This is a genomic window from Aeromonas sp. EERV15, from assembly GCF_900079845.1.
In the GTDB taxonomy this organism is placed as follows: Bacteria; Pseudomonadota; Gammaproteobacteria; order Enterobacterales; family Aeromonadaceae; genus Aeromonas; species Aeromonas sobria.
Genome location: NZ_FKKY02000001.1, coordinates 114,128 through 138,017, shown reverse-complemented (window position 1 = coordinate 138,017; position 23,890 = coordinate 114,128). Strand labels below are relative to the sequence as shown.

Sequence of the window (23,890 nt, the reverse complement as noted above, 5' to 3'; positions counted from 1 at the left end):
TGGTCAGTTCTTCAGATAGCTGTGGCCGCGACACGCTGTCAGCAGCAGGTTGAGCAAGAGGGCGAGGGTGAGCAGCACTATGCCGAGCGCCACCCCTTGGGTGAAGGCCCCTTTCTGGGTCTCCAGCGCGATGGCGGTGGGGATATTGCGGGTAAAGTGCAGGATATTGCCCCCCACCATCATGGAGCAGCCCACCTCGGTGACGATACGGCTGAAGGCGCCGATGATGGCGGCCAGCAGGCCAAAGCGGCACTCGTGCATCAGGCCGATCAGCGCCTTGGGCCAGGAGACCCCCAGGGTCAGGGCGGTCTCCCAGGCGCGCCGGTCGCTCTGGACAAACGCCGCGTGAGCCATGGTGGCGATCACCGGAAAGGCGATCAGCATCTGCCCTACCACCATCGCCTGCTGGGTAAAGAGCAGCTTCCAGTCGCCAAAGGGGCCGGCCCGCGACAGCAGCATGTAGAGCAAGAGGCCAATCACCACGGTCGGCACCGATTGCAGGGTATTGATGCAGGAGAGCCAGAGCCAGCGGCCGGGCAGCGGCAGATAGGCCAGGGCAAAGCCCAGCAGCAAGGCGGGCAGCAGCACCAGCAGCAGGGCGATGCAGGAGACGGAGAAGGAGACCCCCACCACCTGCCACAGTTCGGTGTCACCACTGAACAGCAGGGCGAGGGCAGCCAACGTAGTGTCGAGCAGGGTCGGCATCAGGCACCTCCCTCAGCGAACCGGGGGAGGGCCATCAAGGTCATCGCAGGGGTCAGGGTTGCCATTATTTCCCGTTGGCATCCGCTACAAACAGCGCTTGACCCGCCACCTTGAAGTCACCGATCAACTTCTGGCCATGCTCTGAGACCAGCCAGTTTTTCAGGGTGCGGGCCCCTTCGGTGTTGAGGTCCGGGTAGCGCTTGGGGTTGACCAGGATCACCTGATAGGGGTTGAACAGGCGCTTGTCACCCTCCAGCAGCACGGCGAGATCCAGCTTGCTCTGGTAGGCGAGCCAGGTGCCGCGGTCGGTCAGGGTGTAGGCACCGAGCTCCGAGGCCATGGTCAGGGTCGGCCCCATCCCCTGGCCGATGGACTTGTAACCGGCAAACTCGGGTTTGACGTCAGCCGCCTGCCACAGGGTCTTCTCTTTGATGTGGGTGCCGGACTCGTCACCGCGGGAGATAAAGGTCTGGCCCTGCTCCTTGATGGCTTGCAGCCCCTTGGCTGCGTCGTGCAGTTTGCCGAGACCCGCCGGATCTTTGGCCGGGCCGACGATGACGAAGTCGTTGTACATCAGGTGCACCGGCTCGATGCCAAAGCCCGCATCGACGAACTTCTTCTCGGCAGAGGGGGCGTGGGTCATCACCAGATCCGCGTCGCCATTCTCACCCATCTTCAGGCTCTGGCCGGTACCGGCCGCCATCACCTGCACCGGATAACCGGTCTCCTTGGTGAACTGGGGCAGCAACCAGCCCAGCAGACCGGACTGCTCGGTGCTGGTGGTGGTGGCGAGGCGGATCGGCGCTTTTGTGGCATTAGTATCCGCTTCGGCATGGGCAGCACCGGCGATCAGCAGGCTGGCGGCGAGGGAGAGGGCAAAACGTTTGAGGTTGGTTTTTATCGTCATCGTGATGCAACTTTTTTCAGGGTGGATGAGGAGAGGGCAAGAGTAAGCAAGCAGGGTGCCAAACTGTTCCTTTGCCGCTGCATTCACGGTTTGCCTTTTAAAAACATAAGCTTATTAGAATCAATTAGGTGAGCTTGTTATCGCTTTTAATAATTGGTGTTGGTGCTTTTGATACGGTAAGGACAAAATGTCCCACTAAGGTTCCGGTTATCGGGACATTCACCGACCGTACGTGCATCCGAGGTACTTTTTTCCATGACACTCCCTCCCAGCCGCTGGTCTGCCCTCTCCCTGCTTATCGTTGACGATGAGCCCGGCATGCGCAGCTTTCTGGCCAAGGCGCTGGCCAAGCGTTTTGCCCAGATTGAGACTGCCGCCAGCGTGGAGGAGGCGGAAGCCCTGCGCTGCCGCCTTCACTTCGACCTTATCATCGCCGACATCCGGCTGCCGGGGCGCTCCGGCATCGAGTGGCACGAGGCCATCGACCCCGCTACCCGTCGCAGCGACATCATCTTCATGACCGGTTTTGGCGACATGGATACCGCCCTCAAGGCGCTGCGCCTCGGCGCTAGCGACTTTATCCTCAAGCCCTTCAATCTGGATCAGATGGTGCAGGCGGTGGACAGAGTCATCGAGCGCCGCCAGATGGAGCGGGAGAACCTGCTGCTGCGCCGGGAGGTGAGCAAGCTGTTCCCCCCCACCCTGATTGGCGACAGTGCCAAGACCCGCGAGCTCAAGACGCTCATCGCCAGAGTGGCTCCCTCCAATGCCGCCGTGCTGGTGGAGGGGGAGTCCGGCACCGGCAAGGAGCTGGTGGCCCGCGCCCTGCATCAACTCTCTGGCCGGATGGGGGCCTTTGTGCCTCTCAACTGCGCCTCCATTGCCCCCGAACTGCTGGAAAGCGAGCTGTTCGGCCACGTACAAGGGGCATTTACCGGTGCCCGCAAGGGGCGTGACGGCCTGTTTCGGGTTGCCCATCAGGGCACCCTGTTTCTCGACGAGATCGGCGAAATGCCGCTGGCCATGCAATCCTCCCTGCTGCGGGTGCTGGAGCAAAAAGCCATTCGCCCGGTCGGTGCCGAGCGCGAGCTGGCGGTGGATGTGCGCATCGTCGCCGCCACCAACCGCAACCTCAAAGCCGAAGTAGAGGCGGGCCGCTTTCGCGAAGATCTCTTCTATCGCCTCAACGTGGTGGCGCTGCCGGTGGCGCCGCTGCGGGAGCGCGTCGACGACATCCCCGCGCTGGTGCACCACTTTACCCGCCAGCTCACCGCCGAGATGGGGATGGGATCCTTAAGCTGGACCCACGAGGATGTGGTGGCGATGCAGGCCTATCCATGGCCCGGCAACGTGCGCGAGCTGCGCAACCTCATTGAACGCTGCCTGCTGCTGGGCAAGCCCCCCGCCGATTACTGGCTGAGCAGCAAACCCGCCGAACAGGAGGCGAGCGAGGAGGGTTATCCGCTGGCGTGGCCGCTGGCGGAGGTGGAGAAGGCCCACATCCTGCAAGTGGTAGCCAGCCATGATGGCAACAAGTCGGCTGCCTCCCGGGTGCTCGGGGTGGCGCGCAAGACCCTGGAGCGCAAATTCAAGGAGTGGGCCATCGAATGAGGAAGGTTGATCGGATGGGGTGGCGATGAAACAGACCCTGCTCTCTCGCTGCATGCGCGCCCTGCTGCCCCGCTGCGTGCGCACCAAAGTGCGCTGGCGTCTGCTGCTGCTCACCTCGGTGCCCATCATGCTCACCCTGGCGGGCATGATCGCGCTCACCCTCTACTGGACCCTCACCTACAGCTGGCAGAACCTGCTCACCACGGTGCGCAGCGATCTCGGGGTGGCCCACCATGCCATCACGGTGCAGCAGCAGCGCCAGACCGAACATCTGGAGCATCTGCGCGATGCCTGGGCCTTTCAGCTGCGACTGCGGGAATCGCCGGATCAGCTGCAGGATTGGGTGATGCCGCTGGCGGCCAATTACGGCCTCGACTTTCTGCGCTTGCGCCGTGGCCCCGAGCTGGATCAGCTGACGGCGCAGGCGCGTGCCGCCCTCACGGCCGGACGCAGCGTCAGTCACTTCGTGGTCTGGTCGCAGCAGGAGATGCTCGCCCTCTCCCCGCAACTGGCCAAGCGGGCCGTGCTGTGGCAACGGGATGGCACCAGGGTGGTGGAGGACCGGGGGCTGATCAGCCTGTCGCTGACCCCTGTGATGGGCCGCGACGGCTCCCTTTGGGCCGTGCTGGAGGGGGGCGAGCTTGTCAACGGCAGCACCCGGCTGGTGGATGAGCTCAAGGGGCAGGTGTTTGCCAAAAACACCCTGCCGGATGGCAGTGTCGGCACCGTTACCCTGTTTCTCGACGATTTGCGGGTGAGCACCAACGTACCGGTCAGCAGTAGCCGTCAGGTGGGGCGGGCGGTGGGCACCCGGGTTTCGCCGCCAGTGCGCGAACAGGTGCTGGGGCGGGGGGAGATGTGGGTTGACCGCGCCTTCGTTCACGACGCCTGGTATGTCTCGGGTTACGAGCCGCTGCTGGGAGCCAAGGGCGAGCGGCTCGGCATGCTCTATGTGGGCTTTCTCGAGTGGCCCATTATCCGCACCTACCTCACCAATCTGGTGGAGCTGGGCTCCGGCGTAGTGCTGCTGTTGCTGCTCTCCGGCCTGCTGGTCTATCGCGGCGCGCGGGATCTCTTCTCCCCCATCGAGCGGATGCACAAGGTGGTGCGGCAGGTGCAGGCCGGGGAGTCGGCTCGCATCGGCCCGCTGGCCCTCGACCCCGACCACGAGCTGGCCCAGCTCGGTCGCCAGTTCGACGCCATGCTGGACAGGCAAGAAGCGCATCAGCAGCAGATGGCCCGCAGCGCCGACGAGCTGGAGCAGAAGGTGGCCGAGCGCACCCAAAGCCTCGAGCTCAAGACTGCCGAGCTGGAAGATCATATTCATATGCTGACCGAGGCGCGCCAGCAGCTGCTCATCAGCGAGAAGCTGGCGGCCCTTGGCGAGCTCTCGGCCGGGGTGGCCCATGAGATCAACAACCCGCTGGCGGTGATCCTCGGCAATGTGGAGCTGATGAAGCTGGAGCTGGGGGAGGCGGCCGAGCCGGTCAGCGAGGAGCTGGCGCTGGTGCTGGCCCAGATCGAGCGCATTCGTGCCATCACCCGCAGCTTGCTGCAATACTCTCGCCCTGGCGATTACGAGACAGAGCCTGTGTGGCAGCACCTCAACCCCATCATTGAGGAGAGCCTGACTCTGGTGCGTTCCGCCCTGCGCCAGCAGCAGGTGGAGCTGGTGGCCGATCTCAGGGCCCAGCAGCCCATCGAGGCGGATCGCCAGCAGCTGTTGCAGGTGCTGATCAACCTCTTGGTCAATGCCAGTCACGCGCTGGGGGAGCAGGGGGAGATCCGGGTCGAGAGCCGCGACTGGGTCGATGAACTGGGTCAGTTGCGCGGGGCCGAGGTGCGGGTGATCGATAACGGCAGCGGCATCGAGGCGGCGATTATCGACAAGATCTTCGACCCCTTCTTCACCACCCGCGCTACCGGCACCGGGCTGGGGCTGGCCCTGAGCCACCGCATCATCAGTCGCTGGGGTGGGGAGCTCTTGGTGGACTCCACCCCGGGGCAGGGGAGCTGCTTTACCGTGCGGCTGCGCAGCCACGCCCTGCTGCCCAGCGGCAGCGAGCCCGCGAAACTGGAAGGGTGGCGCATCGCCCTCAATGCCGAGGGGCGTGAGACAAGCGATTGATGCTGTTATAAAAAGGCCCGTGATAAAAACAGCCCGTCAACATGGTTGGCGGGCTGTTTTGTCTGTGGGTGAGTGGTTATTTACTGCGGGCTCCACACCAGCTTGCCGCTCTGGGTCAGGTCATAGCCGCCGAGGCGGGCCGCCAGCTCGCGTCCCTCGGGGGATTGCAGCCAGCCGATCAGCTGTTGCAGCAGGGTGCGAAAGAAGACCCCCTGCGGCATCACCAGATCGAAGCACTCCTGCGACAAGGGCATAAAGCCGAGGCCAAACTCGGTGGCGGTGCTCTGGGCGCCGGGCCCGACATCCGCATCGCCGCGGCTGATGGCGGCGGCCAGTTCCCGCTCGCTGTTGACCTCGAGGGTGCGCTCCAGCCGGGTCAGCGACTCCCCCTGGGTTTGCAGCCACTCCTGCAGGGCGCGCTGGCTGCCGGCCCCCTCCTGACGCATGGCCCAGCGCCAGTCGAGCGCCTCTTTCGCCTCCTTGGGTTGCAGCCCCTGGCGCAGTACCAGCCCCTGCACCCGCCTGAATCCATGAACGATCACCCATTGCCGGTGGCCCTGATACTGCTGCACCAGCGCCGGGTGGCGCAGGTGCGCCTCCTCGGCCTGCCCCCAGTGGATGGCGCAGAGATCCACATGGCCGCGTGCCAGCATCGCCAGCCCCTGACGGGTACCGCACGGGGTGTAGCCCACCAGTGCCTGGGTGCCGAGCTGCTGGGCCAAACGGCTGCTGGCGTAGTGCAGCAGCACGTCATCTGAGCCCGCCAGCAGCAGCCGGTCGTTCATCACCCCCTCGTGGCAGCTGCCGAGCAGCCAGCGGTCGAGCAGGGAGCGGGGAAACAGCCACTTGCCGGTCGCCTTGGTGGCGGGGATACGCGCCTCGTTGGCAAGCTGGTAGACCTTCTTCTCGTTGAGATCGAGGTATTCCGCCACCTGCTTCACGTTCATAAATTCATTCATGGCTTGTTCTTGACCTCTTTGGTGGCGTGGTCGAGATACAGAGCGATCTGCTTGGCACTCATCAACTCGTTCATGGCTTACTCTTGTTGTCCCCGACCCGAGGGGCTGCTGGCCAGCACCGGCGGCCTCTCGTCCAGCACCAGCTGGCCGTGGCCGCTAAAGACCTCGAAGTGACGCCCCTTGGCGCGGGCAATCATGGTGATGCCGAGCTGGCGGGCCAAATCCAGCCCCATCTGGGTGACGCCTGAGCGCGACAGCAGCACCGGAATGCCCATCTGCGCCACCTTGATCACCATCTCCGAGGTGAGCCGCCCTGTGGTGTAGAAGATTTTATCGCTGCCACTTTCGCCGCTCATCCAGAGCTCGCCCGCTAGAGTATCCACCGCATTGTGGCGCCCCACATCCTCGACAAAGGAGAGGATCTCCGCGCCGCGACAGATGGCGCAGCCATGGACGGCACCGGCCATCTTGTAGGTTTCGTTATGGGCCGACAGCGCCTTGAGCAGGGCGTAGAGGGTGCTCTGTTTAAGCTCGGGCGCCGCCAAGACCACCCCTTCGAGCTTCTTCATCACGCTGCCATACATGGTGCCCTGACCGCAGCCGGAGGTGACCGTCTTCTTCTCCAGCGATTTGTCGAGATCTTCGGCCTGCTGGCTGCTCACCACGGCGGCGGCCTCGCTCTCCCAGTCGACGATCACCGACTCGATGGCCGAAATATCCTCGATAAAGCCCTGATTTTTCAGATAACCCAGCACCAGCGCCTCGGGGCGGGCCCCCAGCGTCATCAGGGTTACTATCTCCTTCCAGTTGAGGTAGACCGTCAGTGGCCGCTCACAGGCGATTTGGCGGGTGTTCATTGTGCCCTGTTCATCCATCACCTCGACGGCCATGGTGAGCTGGGCGGCAGCATTGCTTTTGATAAAGGTAGGTGTCATGGGCCCCTCGCGACCGGTTGCCGGGATCTAAGGGGAGGGACACAGCAAGTTTTGTTCCATGTTAAGGTGGCTTTGCATTAGTGACAGTGAACTGAACATATGTTTTTCAGGGATAAAAAACTATAGGAGAGCTCTCATTTAATGATAAAGAATAAGATGTCTATCTTTTTTTTGAAAATTAAGTAGGTTAAACTTGTAATATGTAAAGCATCAGATGTGGAAAATAACATCGCTGTTGAGCTATAGTAAATGTTTTTTATATATGTGAGGGATGTATTAGATGCTGGAATGGCTAACAGATATAAACAAGTTAGGGTCAGCAGCTTCAGTAATTGGTCTTGTTGTTACTGGCTTTTTATTCTATGAGGCAAGACATATCAAACATTCATTTCTGCGCAGAGCTAGACTCCCTGAGATAAATAAAGAATTAGCCAAAGTTACCTCTCTGGTTTCAAGTCAAATAAAGGCATGGGATGAAGATAAAAAACCAGCATTGGAAAGTTTTTCTCATGCAAAGGCATTACTTGGCAACATAATGAATAAATTGCCTGAAGATGAAAGAAAAAAAGTAAAAAAATATCTTGATCAACTTCAACCTAGAAAGTACTTTTTTTTTAAAAGTTCTATCTCAGAATTAAGTAAAGATTCGGCGTTTGAATTGTATTCTGAGTTGAGTGGTCTGGTCACATCACTACGAGAGTTAGCCAAAGATTCGAGGTGGGATTAAAAATGAATCACGAAAATAAAACAATACAATTAGTTACAAAGTTGATTGATGAGACTAAGAAAGGAAACATAACATGGCAGGTGTGTGATGCTCCTAGGGCACTAACCCACGATACGGAACAGTCTGTACCTTTGTTTCTGAAAACTGAATATAAAGGTAAGTATTTAGGTGTTTTTGACCTAAGAACGAAGAGCTTTTATGATGAACATGAATTTTATTGGTCTGAGAGTATAGGTTTTTGTATTGTTGATGACGATGACAGGGTTGTCTGGGAGTCCAATGAATATACACCTATGTTACTAAGTCTGTTCAACCTTGCTAGAGAGCAAGCATCAGGATTGAATGATATTTTTGATGACCTTCTAAATTAACAATATTAGTGAGGTGGTGTTTTTATGCTCATCTCACTAATATCGTATGTTGGGCTGAATCGTAGGTTGGTACTGAACGAAGTGAAACCCAACGTTTACCGGGTGATCTTGTTGATGTAGGCAATCATCTGGCCACTTGGTTATTGCCAACATCTAGCTGGATTGGTATGTGGGAAAATTGGTTCTTCTTTACATGTTGGGCTTCGCTGCGCTCTGCACCAACCTACACGAAGTGAGCCTAACGTTTATAGCGAATATCCTTATCAAGGTAATAATCGTATAATTCAGGCTTATTCGATTATTGCCATCCCCTTGCTCCAGCACAGGTTGATGGGTTTTACGCCGCATGTTGGGCTTCGCTGCGCTCAGCACCAACCTACGCCCGCGCCACCCGCAGCAAAGCCCCCATCCACCACCAAACCTGCCTTGGCCCCACTCTTGCTATGTCTTATCCCATTGATGGCCGTGGCCGCCATAAATCTCCCGCCTTGATCCGCCCCGAGCGGGGTGGTTCACGGGAGAGAGCGGCCCGGCCGAGACCTTTTGATGGGAGCCGTGACAGTGCAAGAGATAACCAAACCCCTCTCCCCGCAGCGCTGGCTGCAACTGGAGTTAAAGTCCATCGACAGCCAGGTTGGCCGCTGGCAGAGCCGCCGTTTCGAGATTGCGGCGCTCCATCCCGCCGAGCCCGAGGCTGCCGGTGCGCTGCCTCTTACCCTGTTTCGCGATGAGCGGGGGGATTATCGCTTCAATCTGAGCTCCGGCTCGCCCCGCCTCTTTGTCACCGGAAGCCGCGTGGACAATGGCTTTGTGGCCGACGGCCTGACCCTGAGCCAGACTGTGGCCGCTGCCTATATGGATGGCGAGCGGCAGGTGCTCTCCTGCCCGCTGCCCGAGGCGCTGCAGGCCTGGGTGGAGGCCTTTATCGGCCGCCACGGCGAGCTGCTGGAGGCCCGCCGCAAGGGCAAGAAGGGCAAGGGACGGGCGCAGGATCAGCTGGGCCTCGATACGGCTGTAGCGACATCAAGAGATACGTTAGATCAAGCCAACTGCGGCGCAGTTAAAGCCACTGGCTCCGATGGCCGCGAGCGTGGCAGTGACGCCGGAACCTGTGCCGTAAACAAGGCCGGAAACAGCGCCCATGAGTGAGTTCCTCAAACGCTGGTCGTCTCGCAAGAGTGAGGCGCGCAAGCATCAGGTATTGCAGCCACGGGAAGAGGCCATTCCCGAGGCGGTTGCCGCCCCCATCGAAGGCAGTGGCGAAGCTGAAACTCCAGATATATCGCTGGATAGCCCCGTAGTCAGCACTGACAAGGGGAGCTGTGAACCTCTTGCCGTTGAGGGGGCCGAGAGTGGCGAACCGCCGCTAACAACAGCCCAGCCGGGCAAGGCCAAACTCCCCGACAAGGAGGCGCTACGGGCCATGTTTCGCAGCCATAAACCGGATGGGCTCGACGACTACACCCAGGATTTTAGCCAGCCCGAATTGCTGCCCGCAGCCCTGACCGCCGGGCTGCGCAACTGGCTGGTGGATCAGGTGATCGCCCCGGAGAGCGAATCGGCCAACCCGGCCAACGGATCCGCTGAACCGCTGGCGGTTGCCAGCGAACCTGCCGCCGACGAGCTGGCTGATAACCATTCTCAAACCCACACCGACGATCGGGACATTTTGGTTTCCTATGGTGGACAAAATGTCCCAACCAAAGGTGGGGGAATGGAACCCTCAGGATCCTGACTCCCTGTCAGTCACTTTATTTCCGGGGGAGTTGGCTCGCCTCTTGCTCTCTCGGCTTACCAACAAGCGCCCATCCCATGAGGTGGCGCGCACAGGAGCGTATGTGAGCACTGAACAAACATTGCCAAATCTGGCCTCCAATCTTGCCCATGGGGCGGGGGCGGCCGCGCATAACACGCGCGCTCGCGCCGATGCCCTGCAGCATACGGTCAAGACCGACAACCTGATCCCGGCCACTGTCTCTTACCAGAGTCAGGGGCGCCTGCTGCTGGTCGGCCCGGAAGATCGCATTCGCCGTGCTGCCAACCTGCTGCCTGCCGGGGTGAAGCCGACTCTGCTGGTGATCGAAGCGGTCCACGATGCCGAGGCGGCGGATCTCGAAGCTATCTTTGATGCCACCGCATCCCTCGCGGCTCTGACCCTGCGCGAGCCGAGCCTGACAGGGTATCTCGGCCAGTTCCAGCTCACCGGCCTCAATGGTCAGGGTGAGCGGGTTAACCTGGCGGCGCTCTGCTTTCCACAACAAGCGACTGTTGTCAGTGAACAGCCACGCGAGCAGCGCTTCGATCTGGTGGCCGATCTGGGCCGCGCCCCGCTCTTTGCGCTGGAGCGCCCGCCGGTTGGCTATCTGCATCTCTTCGATGACGAGGGGCTGGCCGAACGGCTTGCCGAGCTCTGTGCGCTGACCGGCATCTTCGACAAGCCGCGCTATTTTCGTCTCGACCCCGAGGCCTGCGCCTTCACCGCCCGCGGCGTGCCCGGTTGCAGCCGCTGCCTCGATGTCTGCCCGACCGATGCCCTCAAGCCCATCAATGGTCGTATCCAGATCGATCCCCATCTCTGTCAGGGCTTCGGCAGCTGTGCCTCAGCCTGTCCGACCGGCGCCATCGCCTATCACCAGCCCGATGCCAACACCAGTGGAGACTACCTGTTCCGCCTGCTCAAGCACTATCGGGAGGCGGGGGGCGACGCGCCGCAGCTGCTCATCGCTGGTGAAAACGAGCGCGAGTGGGGGGAGGTCGAACTCACCCGCTTGCCCGCCAACTGGCTGCCGGTCTGGGTGGAGGAGAGCGCGAGTTTAGGCATCGAGAGCTGGTTTGCCGCCCTCGCCTATGGCGCCAGCGCGGTGCGCATTGCGCTCGGTGACGATGCCCCCGCCAGCGTGCGGGCATTGGTTGAGCGGGAACTGGCGAGCGCTGCCGTGCTGCTGGCGGGCGCCGGTCTTGCTGCCGATCGCATCGCCTTGTTTAACGGCGATGCCGAACAAGATAAGCCGATTTCCTGTGAGCCAGCCGTTGCCCTGCTGGACAAGCCGCTCAAGGGGGACAAGCGGGAGAACCTGTTTGCCGCCTTCGATGCCCTCTGGCAGGCCAACGAGGGGAGCCGCGAGCCGCTGGCGGTGCCCCACGGTGCCCCATACGGCAGTGTGGAACTGAAAGAGTCTGACTGCACCCTCTGCATGGGCTGCGTGGCTGTCTGTCCGAGCCGTGCCCTGCATGCGGTGGGGCACACGCCGGGCCTCAACTTTATCGAGCAGGATTGCATCCAGTGCGGCATGTGCGAAAAGGCGTGCCCCGAGCAGGCCATCGTGATGGCGCCCCGCCTGCAACCCGTGCCCGAAGCGCGCCGCGCCGTGCAGAGCCTGAAAGCCGAAGAGGCCGCCTGCTGCATTCGCTGTGGCAAGCCGTTCGCGCCCGCCTCGATGATCCGCCGCATCCAGCAAAAACTGGCCGGTCACTCCCACTTCCAGAACGAGGCCGCCCAGCGGCTGCTGATGTGTGAGGATTGCCGGGTCAAGGATGTGTTTGCGGCGCTGGCGGCGGATCCCGTCTCCCAGCTCAAGGTGTGAGAGGCCTGTGATGAATCAACAACTCAATGACAACGCAGGCGAACTGACCATGACCGAATTGGAACAGAGCAGCGCCGATCTCTACGGCCTGCTGGCAAGCCTCTGGCGCGCCGCTCCCCGAGGCGAACAGCTCGCCTGGCTGCAAGGGTTGCAGCCGATGCCGGGCCTCTTTGCCAGAGGGCTGGGGCTGGTACAGCTGGCGGCGAGTAGCCACCACGAAAACGAGCTTGCCGAGGAGTATCAGGATCTCTTTATCGGGCTGGGGCGCGGGGAGATCGTGCCGTTTGCCTCCTGGTATCTCACCGGCTCATTGATGGAGCTGCCGCTGGCGGTGCTGCGCGCAGACCTGCAGTCCCTCGGCTTCGAGCGCCAGAGCGGGGTGTGCGAGCCGGAAGATCATCTGGCCGCCCTCTGTGAGGTGATGGCGGCATTGATTGGTGAGCAGCACCCGGAGCGTAATCGCTTCTATGAACGCCACCTTGCCCCCTGGGTACTTGCCTGTTGCCGCGATCAGCAACAGGCGAAAGGGGGCTGCTTCTACCGGGCGGTCGGTGCCCTTGCCGAAGATTTCTTCAAGCTGGAAAACGAATTGCGCCTGCCGTTTGGCGCCTGCGTGGTGACGGGCTGAACGCCCCTATCTGTGCATAACACGCTGTGCATAACAAGTTCTGCGCATAACAAAACGAGCAGATGAGATATCCCATTGGACGCGAAGCTGGCGCGCAGGCGCCGGCAAGTACAAAAACAGAGGTCACAAGAATGAGCGATGAAAAGCTGAAAGACCCGTCCCGCCGCAATCTGATCAAGGGAGTTGGCGTGGTCGCCACCATAGGCGTACTGGCCGGTGCCACCGGTCGGGTGGTGGGCAAAGAGGTGCTGACCCACGACACCGAGCCTGACAAGGGCTACCGGGAGACCCCCCATGTTCACGACTTTTATCGCACCCTGCGCGGCACTGACTGAGCCGGATCAGTGAAGGAGAACTCATGAAACTGACAAAACGTGCCGAGCAGCCCCAGGTGGGCGAGCAGGGCAATGAGGCCATTCGCGGTCAGGGGCTGACCCGCCGTGCCTTTATGGTCAACTCCGGTCTGGTGGCCGGTGGCGCCGTGGCCGCCGGTTGGCTGGCCCCTGCCATGATGCAGCGGGCCGAGGCCAAAACCGTGGCCGCTGATGTGCCGGTCGAGGTGAAGCGCACCATCTGCTCCCACTGCTCGGTGGGCTGCGGCGTCTATGCCGAGGTGCAAAACGGCGTCTGGACCGGTCAGGAGCCAGCGTTTGATCACCCCTTCAACCTTGGCGGTCACTGTGCCAAGGGGGCGGCCCTGCGCGAGCACGGCCACGGCGAGCGTCGCCTCAAGTACCCGATGAAGCTGGTGGGTGGCAAGTGGCAGCGCATCAGCTGGGATCAGGCCATCGAAGAGGTGGGCAATGAAGTGCTGCGCCTTCGCAAGGAGTCCGGCCCCGACAGCGTCTACTGGCTCGGCTCTGCCAAGCACTCCAACGAGCAGGCCTACCTGTTTCGCAAGATGGCGTCCCTGTGGGGCACCAACAACGTGGATCACCAGGCGCGCATCTGCCACTCCACCACGGTGGCTGGCGTAGCCAACACCTGGGGCTACGGCGCCATGACCAACAGCCTGAACGACATGCACAACAGCAAGTCGCTCATGTTTATCGGCTCCAACCCGGCGGAGGCCCACCCGGTCGCCATGCAGCACATCCTGCTGGCCAAAGAGCGCAACGGCTGCAAGATCCTGGTGGTCGACCCGCGCCGCACCCGCACTGCCGCCAAGGCGGACATGTACCTCTCACTGCGTCCGGGCACCGACGTCGCCTTTATCTGGGGCATGCTCTGGCACATCTTCAAGCACGGCTGGGAAGATAAAGAGTTCATCCGCACCCGCGTCTATGGCATGGACGAGGTGCAAAAAGAGGTGGCGCGCTGGACTCCGGCGGAAGTGGAGCGGGTGACCGGCCTCAATGAACAGCAAGTGCACGATGCCGCCAAGCTGCTGGCCGACAACCGCCCCGGCTGCGTGGTCTGGTGCATGGGCGGTACCCAGCACACCACCGGCAACAACAACACCCGCGCTTATTGCATCCTCGAACTGGCCCTCGGCAACGTGGGCAAGAGCGGGGCGGGCACCAACATCTTCCGTGGTCACGACAACGTGCAGGGTGCCACCGACTTTGGCGTCACCTCCGACTCCCTGCCCGGCTACTACGGGCTGGAAGAGGGCTCCTGGAAGCACTGGGCCCGGGTGTGGGATGTCGATTACGAGTGGATCAAGGCGCGTTTCGACAACAAGGCCTACAACGGCAAACTGCCGATGAACAACAACGGCATTCCGGTCTCTCGCTGGGTGGATGGTGTGCTGGAGAACGCCGATCTCATCGAGCAGGGCTCCAACATCCGCGCCATGTTCTACTGGGGCCATGCGGTCAACTCCCAGACTCGCGGCCCCGAGATGAAGAAGGCGATGCAAAAACTCGACATGATGGTGATTGTCGACCCGTACCCCACCGTCGCCTCGGTGATGAACGATCGCACCGACGGCGTCTACCTGCTGCCGGCCACCACCCAGTTCGAGACCTATGGGTCCGTCACCGCCACCAACCGTTCCATGCAGTGGCGCGACAAGGTGATAGAACCCCTGTTCGAATCCAAGGTCGACCACGAGATCATGTATCTCCTGAGCAAGAAGCTCGGCTTTGCTGATGAGCTGTTCAAGCACATCAAGGTGGAGAACAACCAGCCACTGCTGGAAGACATCACCCGCGAATACAACCGCGGCATGTGGAGCGTGGGCTACACAGGCCAGAGCCCGGAGCGGCTCAAGGCGCACCAGCAGAACTGGCACACCTTCCATAAGACCAACCTCAAGGCCGAGGGCGGCCCGGTCAGTGGCGAAGTGTACGGTCTGCCCTGGCCCTGCTGGGGCACCCCGGAGATGAAACATCCCGGCAGCCACATCCTCTACGACACCAGCATTCCGGTGTCGGAAGGGGGCGGGGGGTTTCGTGCCCGTTTCGGCATCGAGTATCAGGGCGTCTCACTGCTCGCCGAGGACTCCTGGCCCAAGGGGAGCGAGGTGGAGGATGGCTATCCCGAGATCACTGCCGATCTGATGAAACAGCTCGGCTGGTGGGATGAGCTGACCGAGGCCGAGAAGAAGGAGGCCGAGGGCAAGAACTGGAAGACCGATCTCTCTGGCGGCATCCAGCGCGTCGCCATCAAGCATGGCTTCGTCCCTTACGGCAACGCCAAGGCGCGCTGCGTGGTGTGGACCTTCCCGGATCAGGTGCCCAAGCACCGCGAGCCGCTCTACACCCCGCGCCGGGATCTGCTGGCTGACTACGCCACCTGGCCTGATTCGAAGAGCCTGTGGCGCCTGCCGACCCAGTACGCCTCGGTGCAGGAGAAGGACGTCAGCAAGGCGTTCCCGATCATCCTCACCTCCGGCCGTCTGGTCGAATACGAGGGAGGCGGCGACGAGACCCGCTCCAACCCCTGGCTCGCCGAGCTGCAGCAGGAGATGTTCGTCGAGATCAACCCGGCGGATGCCAACGATGTCGGCGTGCAGGATGGTCAGGATGTGTGGGTCGAGGGGCCGGAAGGGGGCCGGGTCAAGGTGAAGGCGCTGGTGACCCCGAGGGTCAAGCCGGGGCTCGCCTTTATGCCGTTCCACTTCGGCGGCCACTTCGAGGGCAAGGATCTGCGATCCAAGTATCCGGAAGGGTCTGACCCTTATGTGCTGGGGGAGTCGGTCAACATAGTCACCACCTATGGTTATGACCCTGTCACCCAGATGCAGGAGACCAAGGTCACCCTGTGCCGTTTTCGCAATGTAGGAGCCTGACCCCATGGCCAGAATGAAATTCATGTGTGACACCAAGCGCTGCATCGAGTGCAACGGCTGTGTGACGGCGTGCAAGAACGAGAACGATGATGCCCTCGAGTGGGGCATCCAGCGCCGCCGGGTGGTGACCCTCAACGACGGCCTACCGGGGGAGACCTCCATCTCGGTCGCCTGCATGCATTGCACCGATGCCCCCTGCATGGCGGTCTGCCCGGCCGACTGCTTCTATCACACCGACGACGGCATAGTGCTGCACAACAAGGATCTCTGCATCGGTTGTGGCTACTGCCTGTTTGCCTGCCCGTTCGGTGCCCCCCAGTTCCCGAAAACTGCTGCCTTTGGCGATCGCGGCAAGATGGACAAGTGCACCTTCTGCGCCGGTGGCCCGGAAGAAGATCACAGCGAGGCGGAGCGCCAGAAGTACGGTGCCAACCGCATCGCCGAGGGCAAGCTGCCGATGTGTGCCGAGCTCTGCTCCACCAAGGCGTTGCTGGCGGGGGATGCGCAGGTGATCTCCGACATCTTCCGTGAGCGGGTTGCCTATCGCGGGGCCAAGGATGCGGCCTGGGGTAACGGCGATGAGCTGTTCCATGATGCCAGCAAGGCGGGCAAGGGAGGGGCAGCATGAAAACCTGGCTAATGGCCCTGTTTGCTGCCCTGCTGCTGGTGAGTACTGCAAGTTTCGCCGATGCCGAGCAAGAGGCTGTCGGCTTTGCTGGCGCCGATTACTGGCGGGCGGTGAAGGATGGGCAGGAGGGGGTGACCACCTCCCGCTCGCCGGAGCACGGGGTGCTGATCTCGGTGCCGGGCCAGCTCTGGTTCGAGGTGAAGACCAAGTGGGTGTCGCCGCTCGGCGCTATCGCCATTTTTGGATCCTTGGCCATGTGTGGCCTGATGTACCTGGTCGTGGGGCAGACCAAGCTCTCCAAGCCGCGCACCGGGCGCAAGCTCAAGCGCTGGAGCAGGCTCGATCGGGCGCTGCACTGGACTACGGCGGCCATGTTTCTGACCTTGTCCGGGTCGGGGCTGGCCATCATCTACGGCAAGTATTTTATCAAGCCGGTGGTGAGCCTCGGGGTGTGGGAGAACTGGATCTGGTTCGCCAAGGTGTTCCACAACTACGTGGGGCCGCTGTTCTTCCTCTGCCTGATGGGGGTACTTATCAAGTGGTTCCGCCACAACATCGTCAACATGGTGGACGTGCGCTGGTTCATGAAGGCGGGTGGCATGCTGGGCCCCCACAAGGGCAGTCACCCCTCGGCGGGTTTCTCCAACGGCGGCGAGAAGGCGATCTTCTGGCTGCTGATCTGGTTTGGTGGCATCGTAGTGGCGACCGGGCTGTTCCTCGACTTCCCCATCTTCGGCCAGCTGCGCCGCCAGATGGAGTGGGCCAGCTTTATCCATATCGTCGGTGCGCTGATCCTCATCTGCGGCTTTATCTTCCATATCTACATGGGCCTGTTCCAGCTGGAAGGGGCGCTGGAGGGGATGGTGACCGGCGAGGTGGACGAGACCTGGGCCAAGGAGCACCACGACCTCTGGTATGAAGAGGTGAAACACACCCTTGATGAGCCCAAGGCGGGTAAATCAAGCTGACCGTCGATGGCACGGAACACATAAAGGTAAGGGGCGCTGAGGCGCCCCTTGTTGTTGTTCCATTCCCCCTGTTGTTCATCTGCTCTGCTTGGTGTGTCAGCCAGCCGGTTTGAGCGGGAGGCGGATCTCGTAGCAGAGCCCTTCACCCGCGGGGCTGGTGACATTGATCGAGCCGCGCAGGTTGTTCTCCACCAGATTGTGGATCCGGCAGGCGCTCAACCCGCAGTGATTGGCGTTGCCGCGCAGGGTGGTGAAGAAGGGTTCAAACAGCTGTGGCAACTTGTCGGCGGGCATGCCGGGGCCGGAATCTTTGTAGGTGAGCAGCAGTGAGCCCTCATGCTGCCCGATATGGATGGTAAAACTGTGCTCTCCGGCGCCCTGAAAGGCGTGATCCAGACTGTTTTTGATCAGCTCCTGGATCAGATCCAGAAACAGGGATTCGGGGGCAGTGATGGTGACCTGGTTGCCGTCCAGATGGTAACTGACCTTGGCGATCTGCAGCTCGGGCAAGAAGGCCAGCAGCAGCTTCTGCACACTCTCCTGCACCGAAAAGGTATTGGCATCCAGCTCGGTCTGATCCCGGGTCAGCTCCTTGAAACGGGTGACCAGCACTGCAACCCGGCGCAGGCTGGATTCAACCAGCTCGGTTCCCTCTTTGATATCGGTGAGTTGCTGATGGAGCAGGCGTTGACCCAGCACGCCGCTTTTCACTGCATTGGCCAGCAGGTCGCCTGCGCCCTGGATCAGGCTTGAGGCGGTAATGCCGACCCCCAGCGGGGTATTTATCTCATGGGCAATGCCTGCGGTGAGCTGGAACAGGCTTTGGTAAAGTTGCACTCTGGCCTGCTGGCGCCCCAGCTCCTTGAGGCGCAGCTGGTTTTGCACCCGGGCCAGCACTTCGAGCTGATGAAATGGCTTGGAGACATAGTCGCAGCCACCGGCCTGAAAGGCTTGCTCAAGGGCGCTGACTTCACTGTTGGCACTGATAAAGATGATGGGCAGTGCCCATTGCCCCTGTTGTTGCTGGATCCGCCGACACGCTTCGTAGCCATCCATCACCGGCATATTGATGTCCATCAGGATCAGATCAGGCGTGGCCTGTGCTGCGGCATCAACGGCCTGCTGGCCATCGGTCGCTTCGCGCACCTTATAGCCTGCCTCTTCGAGCAGGCTGCGCAGGATGTAGCGATTGGAGGCCATGTCATCGACGATCAGTATGTTGCTCATGGTGTTGCTGTTTGGCATACCGCAGTGCAGTTCCGTGCTATGGGTCCAATCTTCAGCATAGTGGTTCATCCCCTTTATCGGTTTACAAATAAGGGGAGAGTGATTCAAACGGGTTTTTGTGCGCCAGCGGTGCACGGAAAATGTGCAATAGTAAGCGAGCGACAGTACACGGGCATGGTTTCAACGGAGAGGAGTGTGAAGATGAACAAAGCGTTATTGGCAGCGGTATGGTCGGTCGGGTTACTGGGCGGGATATCGGCCTGCTCTGTGCAGGCGGCTGACGGGATCAAGACCCAGCAGGTGCAGTTCAAGAAGGGGGAGTCAGGGGCAACCATCAACGGCACCATTCAGGGCCGCCAGACCCTCGATTACAAGCTGACGGCCAACAAGGGCCAGAGCATGGTGGTGATCCTGACCGGCAAGCCCTATTTCAATATTCTGCCGCCAGGCAGCAAGGGGGAGGCGATCTTTATCGGCTCCACCGAAGGGAACAACTTTGAGGCGACCCTGCCCGCCAAGGGCACCTACACCATTCGTGTCTACCAGATGGGGGCGGCCGAAAGCAGCAAGGCCAAGACGCCGTTCAAGCTGGAGGTGGGCATCAGCGGTTAATGCCTGCTGCTGACAAGCATCACGGCGGTGGCTGCTACAAGGGGCCACCGCTGTTGTTTTTCCCTCGCGTTTACCTCAAGACGATCAATAGTCGCCTCGGGCCAGCCGTTCGAAGTAAGTCTGATAGCGCCCGCTGGCGATGGCATGCTGCAATTGCTGATTGAACTGATCCCGCAATTTGGCCGAATCCGGCATCTTGCGCGGGAACATCACGAAGCTGTCGTTACGCAGAAAAGGGGTCTGGCTGTGGGTGATGAGGGCTGCGCTGGCGGGATCAAGCTGGCTCTGCAGCTCGGCCAGACCGACCCGCAGCTCTTGCGGATAGAGGTCGATCCGCCCCCGCAGCAGCTTGCCAAAATTCTGCTTCACGTCGGTGACCTTCTGCTGAGTCACCTTGCCGTCAGCCACCATCTTGTCCAGTTCTGGCCCGTAGCTGTAGGCGATATCGCCCCCCAACCGCATGCCGACGATCTGCTCAAGGCGCTCGGCCTGCAGCTGTCGTGCTTTGAGTGAGAAGAAGACAAACTGCTCCTGTAGCACCGCTTCGCTGAACAGAAAATCCTGCTCCCGTTCCGGTTTGTGCATCCAGACGGCGGTGGCGTCATAGAGCTGGCTGTTGGCCGCCAGCGAATAGACCCGGCCCCAGGGGGCGAAGTGGAACTTCACCTCATAGCCCGCCGCCTTGAACAGATCGCTGATGAGGTGGGCCACTGGCCCGTGCTGTTTTGATTGCTCGGAGACGAAAGGGGGCCATTCACCCACGATGATGTTGAGCACCCGGCCCGGTGCGGCCAGTGCCGATTGGCAGGTCAGAAACAGCCACAGAGCAAGCAGCGGGATCAGGCGCATGGCAAGAAGAGGGGGGCGCAGGCTGGCAGAGTCGAGGGCATCAGGGTCACTCCCGGCTGTGATGCTGTGAAGGGTGGCTGGGTTGCCAGCAATGCTAACATGAGTCTTATTCCTTGCTGTGGATATTTGTCTCGCCGGGGTCGCTGGGGGCCTATTTTGGCCGCAGGGTATGCCCAAGCTCACAAAACCGATCGAATAAACGTCATATGATTGATTTCATTATGAGTCTTACTCTCCTGCCGAATGGCAACTTCACGTAAATCAAAGAGAATGACTATGGCTACCGGACAATATCTGCTGTGGAAAGATGCACAGGGACAGGATTTTCGCCCCGTTGCACTGACAGGTACCAACCTGCTGAATGATCGCAATCTCAACAAGGGCACTGCCTTCACCGAACAGGAACGTGCCGATTTCGAGCTCGATGGCTTGTTGCCGCCTCAGGTACAAACGTTTGAAGCCCAGCTCGAACGGGTTTATGAAGGGTTCAAGAGCGCGAGCAGCGACATCGAGAAGTACCAGAACCTGCGCGCCTTGCAGGATCGTAACGAAACCCTCTTTTATGCCCTGCTCTCCCGCCATGTGGAGGAGATGACTCCCTATATTTACACCCCGACCGTCGGCAAGGCGTGTCAGGAGTTCAGCCACCGTTTCCAGAAGCCGCGCGGCCTCTATATCACCGCGAAAAACGTCGAAGACATGGACTCGCTGGCCCGTCATATCGATGCCAAATCGATCCGCATCATAGTCGTGACCGACAGCCAGGGGATCCTGGGGATCGGCGATCAGGGGGTGGGCGGCATGGGGATCCCCATCGGCAAGCTCTCTCTCTATACCCTGGGGGCCGGTATTCACCCCGCCTGCTGCTTGCCCATCGCGCTGGATGTGGGCACCGACAACCAGAAACTGCTCGATGATCCCATGTATCTGGGTCAGCCCCACAAGCGTATTCGCGGCAAGGAGTACGACGACTTCATCGACAAGTTTGTCGCCGGGGTCAAGCGCCACTTCCCCAATGCTGTGCTGCAGTGGGAAGACTTCAGTAAATCCAACGCCTTCAACAATCTGGCCCGTTACCAGCAGGCGCTGCCGTCATTCAACGATGACATTCAGGGCACCGGTGCCGTGGTGCTGGCCGGTATCATAGGCGCGGTCAAGGTCAAGGGTGAAACCCTCGGCCAGCAGAACTATCTGGTCTATGGCGCCGGAGCCGGCGGGGTCGGGGTGGCGGATCAGATCTGCGCGGGGATGATCCGCGAGGGGATGGATCCGCAGGCGGCCCGCGATCGCATCTACATTCTGGATACCCAAGGGCTGGTGTGCGACAACCGGGACGGGCTCGACGAGTACAAACGTCGTTACGCCAAACCGGGGTTGCTGCTCGCCGGCTGGGATACCGAGGTGCCCGGCAAGGCCAATCTGGCCGATGTGCTGCGTCATGTGCCCATTACCGTGCTGCTGGGTACCAGCGGCTCGGGCGGCGCCTTCCAGGAAGAGCACGTCCAGCTGATGCAGAAGCATTGCGAGCGCCCCATGGTGTTCCCGCTCTCCAACCCGACCGCCAACTGTGAAGCGCTACCGGAGGATATCTACCGCTGGAGTCAGGGCAAGGCCATCGTTGCCACTGGCAGTCCGTTCAAGGATGTGAGCTATGAGGGACAGGATTTCCGGGTCGGGCAGGGCAACAACGTCTTTATCTTCCCCGGTGTGGGTTTGGCGGCCATCGTCAGCCAGCTTCGCGAGTTAAGCCCCGATATCTTCACTACTGCCGCCTTTGCGCTGGCCGAATGCGTGAGCGAGGTGGACCTGGCGAAAGGCGCCGTTTATCCGCGTATTCGCGAGCTGCGCAGCATCTCGGTGCATGTGGCGACTGCGGTGCTCAAAGATATAGTGCGCCGGGATCCCTCCCATCCGCTGATCGGTCAGGATCTGCAGCAGCATATCCTCCACCACATGTGGGAGCCGGTTTACCTGCCCTATCGCCGGGTATAACCGCGGATCCACTGCCAAAATAATGGGTTGGCACAAATGACAAGGGGGTAGCACTGCTACCCCCTTTCGTTTATCCCCGTCACGCGCTAAGTGCGCAAGGGCCGCCAGCGACCGTCCTGATTGCGACAGGCGGTATCCTGCCACTGCTGGCTGGCCTTGTCGATATAGAGTTGCTCGCGATAGTCGCGACACCACTCCCCGCTGGCATGGCGGAAGGTTCGCAGCGGCGTGACGCTGCCCGAGTGACGGTTGGCCGGATTGAACCAGGTGAGGCTCTGCCCTTTGGTGCGGGTTTCCAGCGCCTGGGCGAGGGCCTGATTGGCCAGTTGAACATCGGCCTTATCCATCTGATGGTAAAGCGGCGGAGTGTCGACCGTGGCGCAGCCAGCGAGGCCGAGCAGGAGGAGTGGTAACAGATAGCGCATCATGGTTGCCCCTGTTGGCGAAAACCGTTGTTGAGCAGGGCACGCTCCTGCTCATCGGTAAGCACTTGCTGGCGATCATCGACCGTGCCATCGCCTCTGAGTTTGTTGCCGTTGGCATCGACGGCATCCACGCCGTTGTCATCGACCGTGCCATCGCCCCTGAGCTTGTTGCCATTGGCATCGACGGCATCCACACCGTTGTCATCGATGGTGCCATCACCTCTGAGCTTGTTGCCATTGGCATCGACGGCATCCACACCGTTGTCATCGACCGTGCCATCGCCCCTGAGCTTGTTGCCGTTGGCATCGACGGCATCCACACCGTTGTCATCGATGGTGCCATCACCTCTGAGCTTGTTGCCATTGGCATCGACGGCATCCACACCGTTGTCATCAACGCCATTGCCAAACCCACGGCCGCCATGACGCTCGCCACCTGCGTGTTGCTCACCACCACCATGCCGCTCACCGCCAGCATGCTCGCCCTGGCCGCCGCTGCCTCCGCCGCTGTCGCTGCCTCCGTCGCTGTCGCTGCCTCCGCCGCTGTCGCTGCCTCCGCCGCTGTCGCTGCCTCCGTCGCTGTCGCTGCCTCCGCCGCTGTCGCTGCCTCCGCCGCTGTCGCTGCCTCCGCCGCTGTCGCTGCCTCCGCCGCTGTCGCTGCCTCCGCCGCTGTCGCTGCCTCCGCCGCTGTCGCTGCCTCCGCCGCTATCGCTGCCGCCACCCCCGTCGCCATCTTTGTTGTGAACGATCAGCTCATTGGCGATATAGCCGTGGCTGCCATCGAGCAGTAGATTGAAGAGCGCAGTGGTTGGGGGAGCCTCGATCCAGCAGAGAGAGTCCACCAGCAGTAGCTCAGGTTGGGGTTGCAGGGCCAGATTGCCCGTCACCATGCCATGTGCCGGGCGACACACTATCTGCATGCCGGTAAATAGCGGTAGCACCGTCAGCTGCGGGTTTTCGGTTCGGGTCATGGCGGGTGAGATGGCCGCCCAGCCGCGAGTGGTCAGCAGAGGATGCTCTGCGGTAAAGAATGGGGCCAGATGGTTGATCCCGTAGAGTCTGCGTTTGCCCAGTATTACCTGTTCGACAGCCAGGATCCGGTTGCTGCCGCCGTGCTGATCCAGCACCTGTTCACCGGCCCGGAGCGTCTCTATGGGGCGGATGGAACCATCGGCCATCGTGATGCGGGTGCCGGCGATAAAGCAGGACTTGGCATAAGCCTGATTCATTTGCCACTCATTGTGGGTGAAATCATAACTGAACGGGTTCGCAAACAAGGCGAGTGCGATAGCCGAACCGATCAGTAGTCTGCGCTGGCTGGCTTTGAATGGGGGCTGTGACATGGGGACTCCTTGTCCGTCTTGGTTCACAGGATTGATTATAGATCGCCCTCTGATGG

The 23,890-nt window shown here is 60.9% G+C and carries 22 protein-coding genes; 14 read left to right on the top strand and 8 right to left on the bottom strand.

Going from position 1 to position 23,890, the window contains the following annotated elements; genetic code table 11:
• Positions 1-3 precede the first annotated feature (3 nt).
• A complete protein-coding gene (locus BN4575_RS00605) occupies positions 4-705 on the bottom strand; it encodes an ABC transporter permease (RefSeq protein WP_005347674.1) in 702 nt (233 codons plus the stop codon).
• A gap of 64 nt (positions 706-769) precedes the next feature.
• Positions 770-1,612, bottom strand: a complete 843-nt coding sequence (locus BN4575_RS00600) for a substrate-binding domain-containing protein (RefSeq protein ID WP_068976719.1) — start codon at positions 1,610-1,612, stop codon at positions 770-772.
• A 255-nt stretch (positions 1,613-1,867) separates the two neighbouring features.
• On the opposite strand from BN4575_RS00600, the gene BN4575_RS00595 reads away from it, so the two are divergent.
• Both BN4575_RS00595 and BN4575_RS00590 read left to right on the top strand, forming a co-directional pair.
• Positions 1,868-3,223, top strand: a complete 1,356-nt coding sequence (locus BN4575_RS00595) for a sigma-54-dependent transcriptional regulator (protein WP_068976718.1) — start codon at positions 1,868-1,870, stop codon at positions 3,221-3,223.
• 25 nt (positions 3,224-3,248) lie between these two features.
• On the top strand, positions 3,249-5,351 hold the full coding sequence (locus tag BN4575_RS00590; protein WP_083220971.1) for a sensor histidine kinase: 2,103 nt from the start codon (positions 3,249-3,251) through the stop codon (positions 5,349-5,351).
• Positions 5,352-5,431: 80 nt separating this feature from the next.
• On the opposite strand, the gene BN4575_RS00585 is transcribed toward BN4575_RS00590, so the two are convergent.
• On the bottom strand, positions 5,432-6,298 hold the full coding sequence (locus tag BN4575_RS00585; RefSeq protein WP_013723539.1) for a helix-turn-helix transcriptional regulator: 867 nt from the start codon (positions 6,296-6,298) through the stop codon (positions 5,432-5,434).
• A gap of 89 nt (positions 6,299-6,387) precedes the next feature.
• A complete protein-coding gene (locus BN4575_RS00580) occupies positions 6,388-7,245 on the bottom strand; it encodes a formate dehydrogenase accessory sulfurtransferase FdhD (RefSeq protein WP_068976717.1) in 858 nt (285 codons plus the stop codon).
• Between the two features lie 280 nt (positions 7,246-7,525).
• Between BN4575_RS00580 and BN4575_RS21580 the strand changes: the two genes are divergently transcribed.
• The 10 genes from BN4575_RS21580 to BN4575_RS00535 all read left to right on the top strand — a co-directional run bounded on the left by BN4575_RS21580 (position 7,526) and on the right by BN4575_RS00535 (position 17,386).
• Positions 7,526-7,972, top strand: a complete 447-nt coding sequence (locus BN4575_RS21580; RefSeq protein WP_141689678.1) for a hypothetical protein — start codon at positions 7,526-7,528, stop codon at positions 7,970-7,972.
• Between the two features lie 2 nt (positions 7,973-7,974).
• Complete coding sequence (locus tag BN4575_RS00575; RefSeq protein ID WP_068976716.1) at positions 7,975-8,343, top strand: hypothetical protein; 369 nt, start codon at positions 7,975-7,977, stop codon at positions 8,341-8,343.
• Between the two features lie 546 nt (positions 8,344-8,889).
• Complete coding sequence (locus BN4575_RS00570) at positions 8,890-9,492, top strand: DUF3305 domain-containing protein (protein WP_068976715.1); 603 nt, start codon at positions 8,890-8,892, stop codon at positions 9,490-9,492.
• The gene (locus tag BN4575_RS00565) at positions 9,485-10,078 is read left to right on the top strand and encodes a DUF3306 domain-containing protein (protein ID WP_068976714.1); all 594 of its coding nucleotides are present in this window, start codon (positions 9,485-9,487) and stop codon (positions 10,076-10,078) included. Before BN4575_RS00570 ends, BN4575_RS00565 begins: the two co-directional genes overlap by 8 nt.
• Positions 10,079-10,181: 103 nt before the next feature.
• Complete coding sequence (locus BN4575_RS00560) at positions 10,182-11,927, top strand: 4Fe-4S dicluster domain-containing protein (RefSeq protein ID WP_068976713.1); 1,746 nt, start codon at positions 10,182-10,184, stop codon at positions 11,925-11,927.
• A 10-nt stretch (positions 11,928-11,937) separates the two neighbouring features.
• On the top strand, positions 11,938-12,555 hold the full coding sequence (locus tag BN4575_RS00555; protein ID WP_068976712.1) for a TorD/DmsD family molecular chaperone: 618 nt from the start codon (positions 11,938-11,940) through the stop codon (positions 12,553-12,555).
• A gap of 131 nt (positions 12,556-12,686) precedes the next feature.
• Positions 12,687-12,890 carry a transcriptional initiation protein Tat gene (locus BN4575_RS00550; RefSeq protein WP_021229865.1) on the top strand — a complete coding sequence of 68 codons (204 nt, stop codon included), beginning with the start codon at positions 12,687-12,689 and terminating at the stop codon, positions 12,888-12,890.
• A 23-nt stretch (positions 12,891-12,913) separates the two neighbouring features.
• Complete coding sequence (locus BN4575_RS00545) at positions 12,914-15,790, top strand: formate dehydrogenase subunit alpha (RefSeq protein ID WP_068976711.1); 2,877 nt, start codon at positions 12,914-12,916, stop codon at positions 15,788-15,790.
• A gap of 4 nt (positions 15,791-15,794) precedes the next feature.
• A complete protein-coding gene (gene fdh3B, locus BN4575_RS00540) occupies positions 15,795-16,418 on the top strand; it encodes a formate dehydrogenase FDH3 subunit beta (protein ID WP_042020245.1) in 624 nt (207 codons plus the stop codon).
• Positions 16,415-17,386, top strand: a complete 972-nt coding sequence (locus BN4575_RS00535; protein ID WP_068976710.1) for a formate dehydrogenase subunit gamma — start codon at positions 16,415-16,417, stop codon at positions 17,384-17,386. Before fdh3B ends, BN4575_RS00535 begins: the two co-directional genes overlap by 4 nt.
• Positions 17,387-17,482: 96 nt before the next feature.
• On the opposite strand, the gene BN4575_RS00530 is transcribed toward BN4575_RS00535, so the two are convergent.
• Positions 17,483-18,613 (bottom strand): hybrid sensor histidine kinase/response regulator, encoded by a 1,131-nt coding sequence (locus BN4575_RS00530; protein ID WP_068976897.1) that lies wholly within the window; start codon positions 18,611-18,613, stop codon positions 17,483-17,485.
• 201 nt (positions 18,614-18,814) lie between these two features.
• Between BN4575_RS00530 and BN4575_RS00525 the strand changes: the two genes are divergently transcribed.
• Positions 18,815-19,225: a DNA breaking-rejoining protein gene (locus BN4575_RS00525; protein ID WP_068976709.1), complete on the top strand. Its 411-nt coding sequence runs from the start codon at positions 18,815-18,817 to the stop codon at positions 19,223-19,225.
• An 84-nt stretch (positions 19,226-19,309) separates the two neighbouring features.
• Here BN4575_RS00525 and BN4575_RS00520 read toward each other — a convergent pair whose 3' ends face one another.
• The gene (locus BN4575_RS00520; protein WP_068976708.1) at positions 19,310-20,074 is read right to left on the bottom strand and encodes a substrate-binding periplasmic protein; all 765 of its coding nucleotides are present in this window, start codon (positions 20,072-20,074) and stop codon (positions 19,310-19,312) included.
• Positions 20,075-20,350: 276 nt separating this feature from the next.
• On the opposite strand from BN4575_RS00520, the gene BN4575_RS00515 reads away from it, so the two are divergent.
• On the top strand, positions 20,351-22,066 hold the full coding sequence (locus BN4575_RS00515) for an NAD-dependent malic enzyme (RefSeq protein WP_068976707.1): 1,716 nt from the start codon (positions 20,351-20,353) through the stop codon (positions 22,064-22,066).
• Between the two features lie 86 nt (positions 22,067-22,152).
• Here BN4575_RS00515 and BN4575_RS00510 read toward each other — a convergent pair whose 3' ends face one another.
• Positions 22,153-22,494 carry an RT0821/Lpp0805 family surface protein gene (locus tag BN4575_RS00510; protein ID WP_068976706.1) on the bottom strand — a complete coding sequence of 114 codons (342 nt, stop codon included), beginning with the start codon at positions 22,492-22,494 and terminating at the stop codon, positions 22,153-22,155.
• Positions 22,491-23,834, bottom strand: coding sequence for a hypothetical protein (locus tag BN4575_RS00505; protein ID WP_068976705.1), 1,344 nt, complete (start codon positions 23,832-23,834; stop codon positions 22,491-22,493). The genes BN4575_RS00510 and BN4575_RS00505 overlap by 4 nt, the downstream gene beginning before the upstream one ends.
• Between the last annotated feature and the right edge of the window lie 56 nt (positions 23,835-23,890).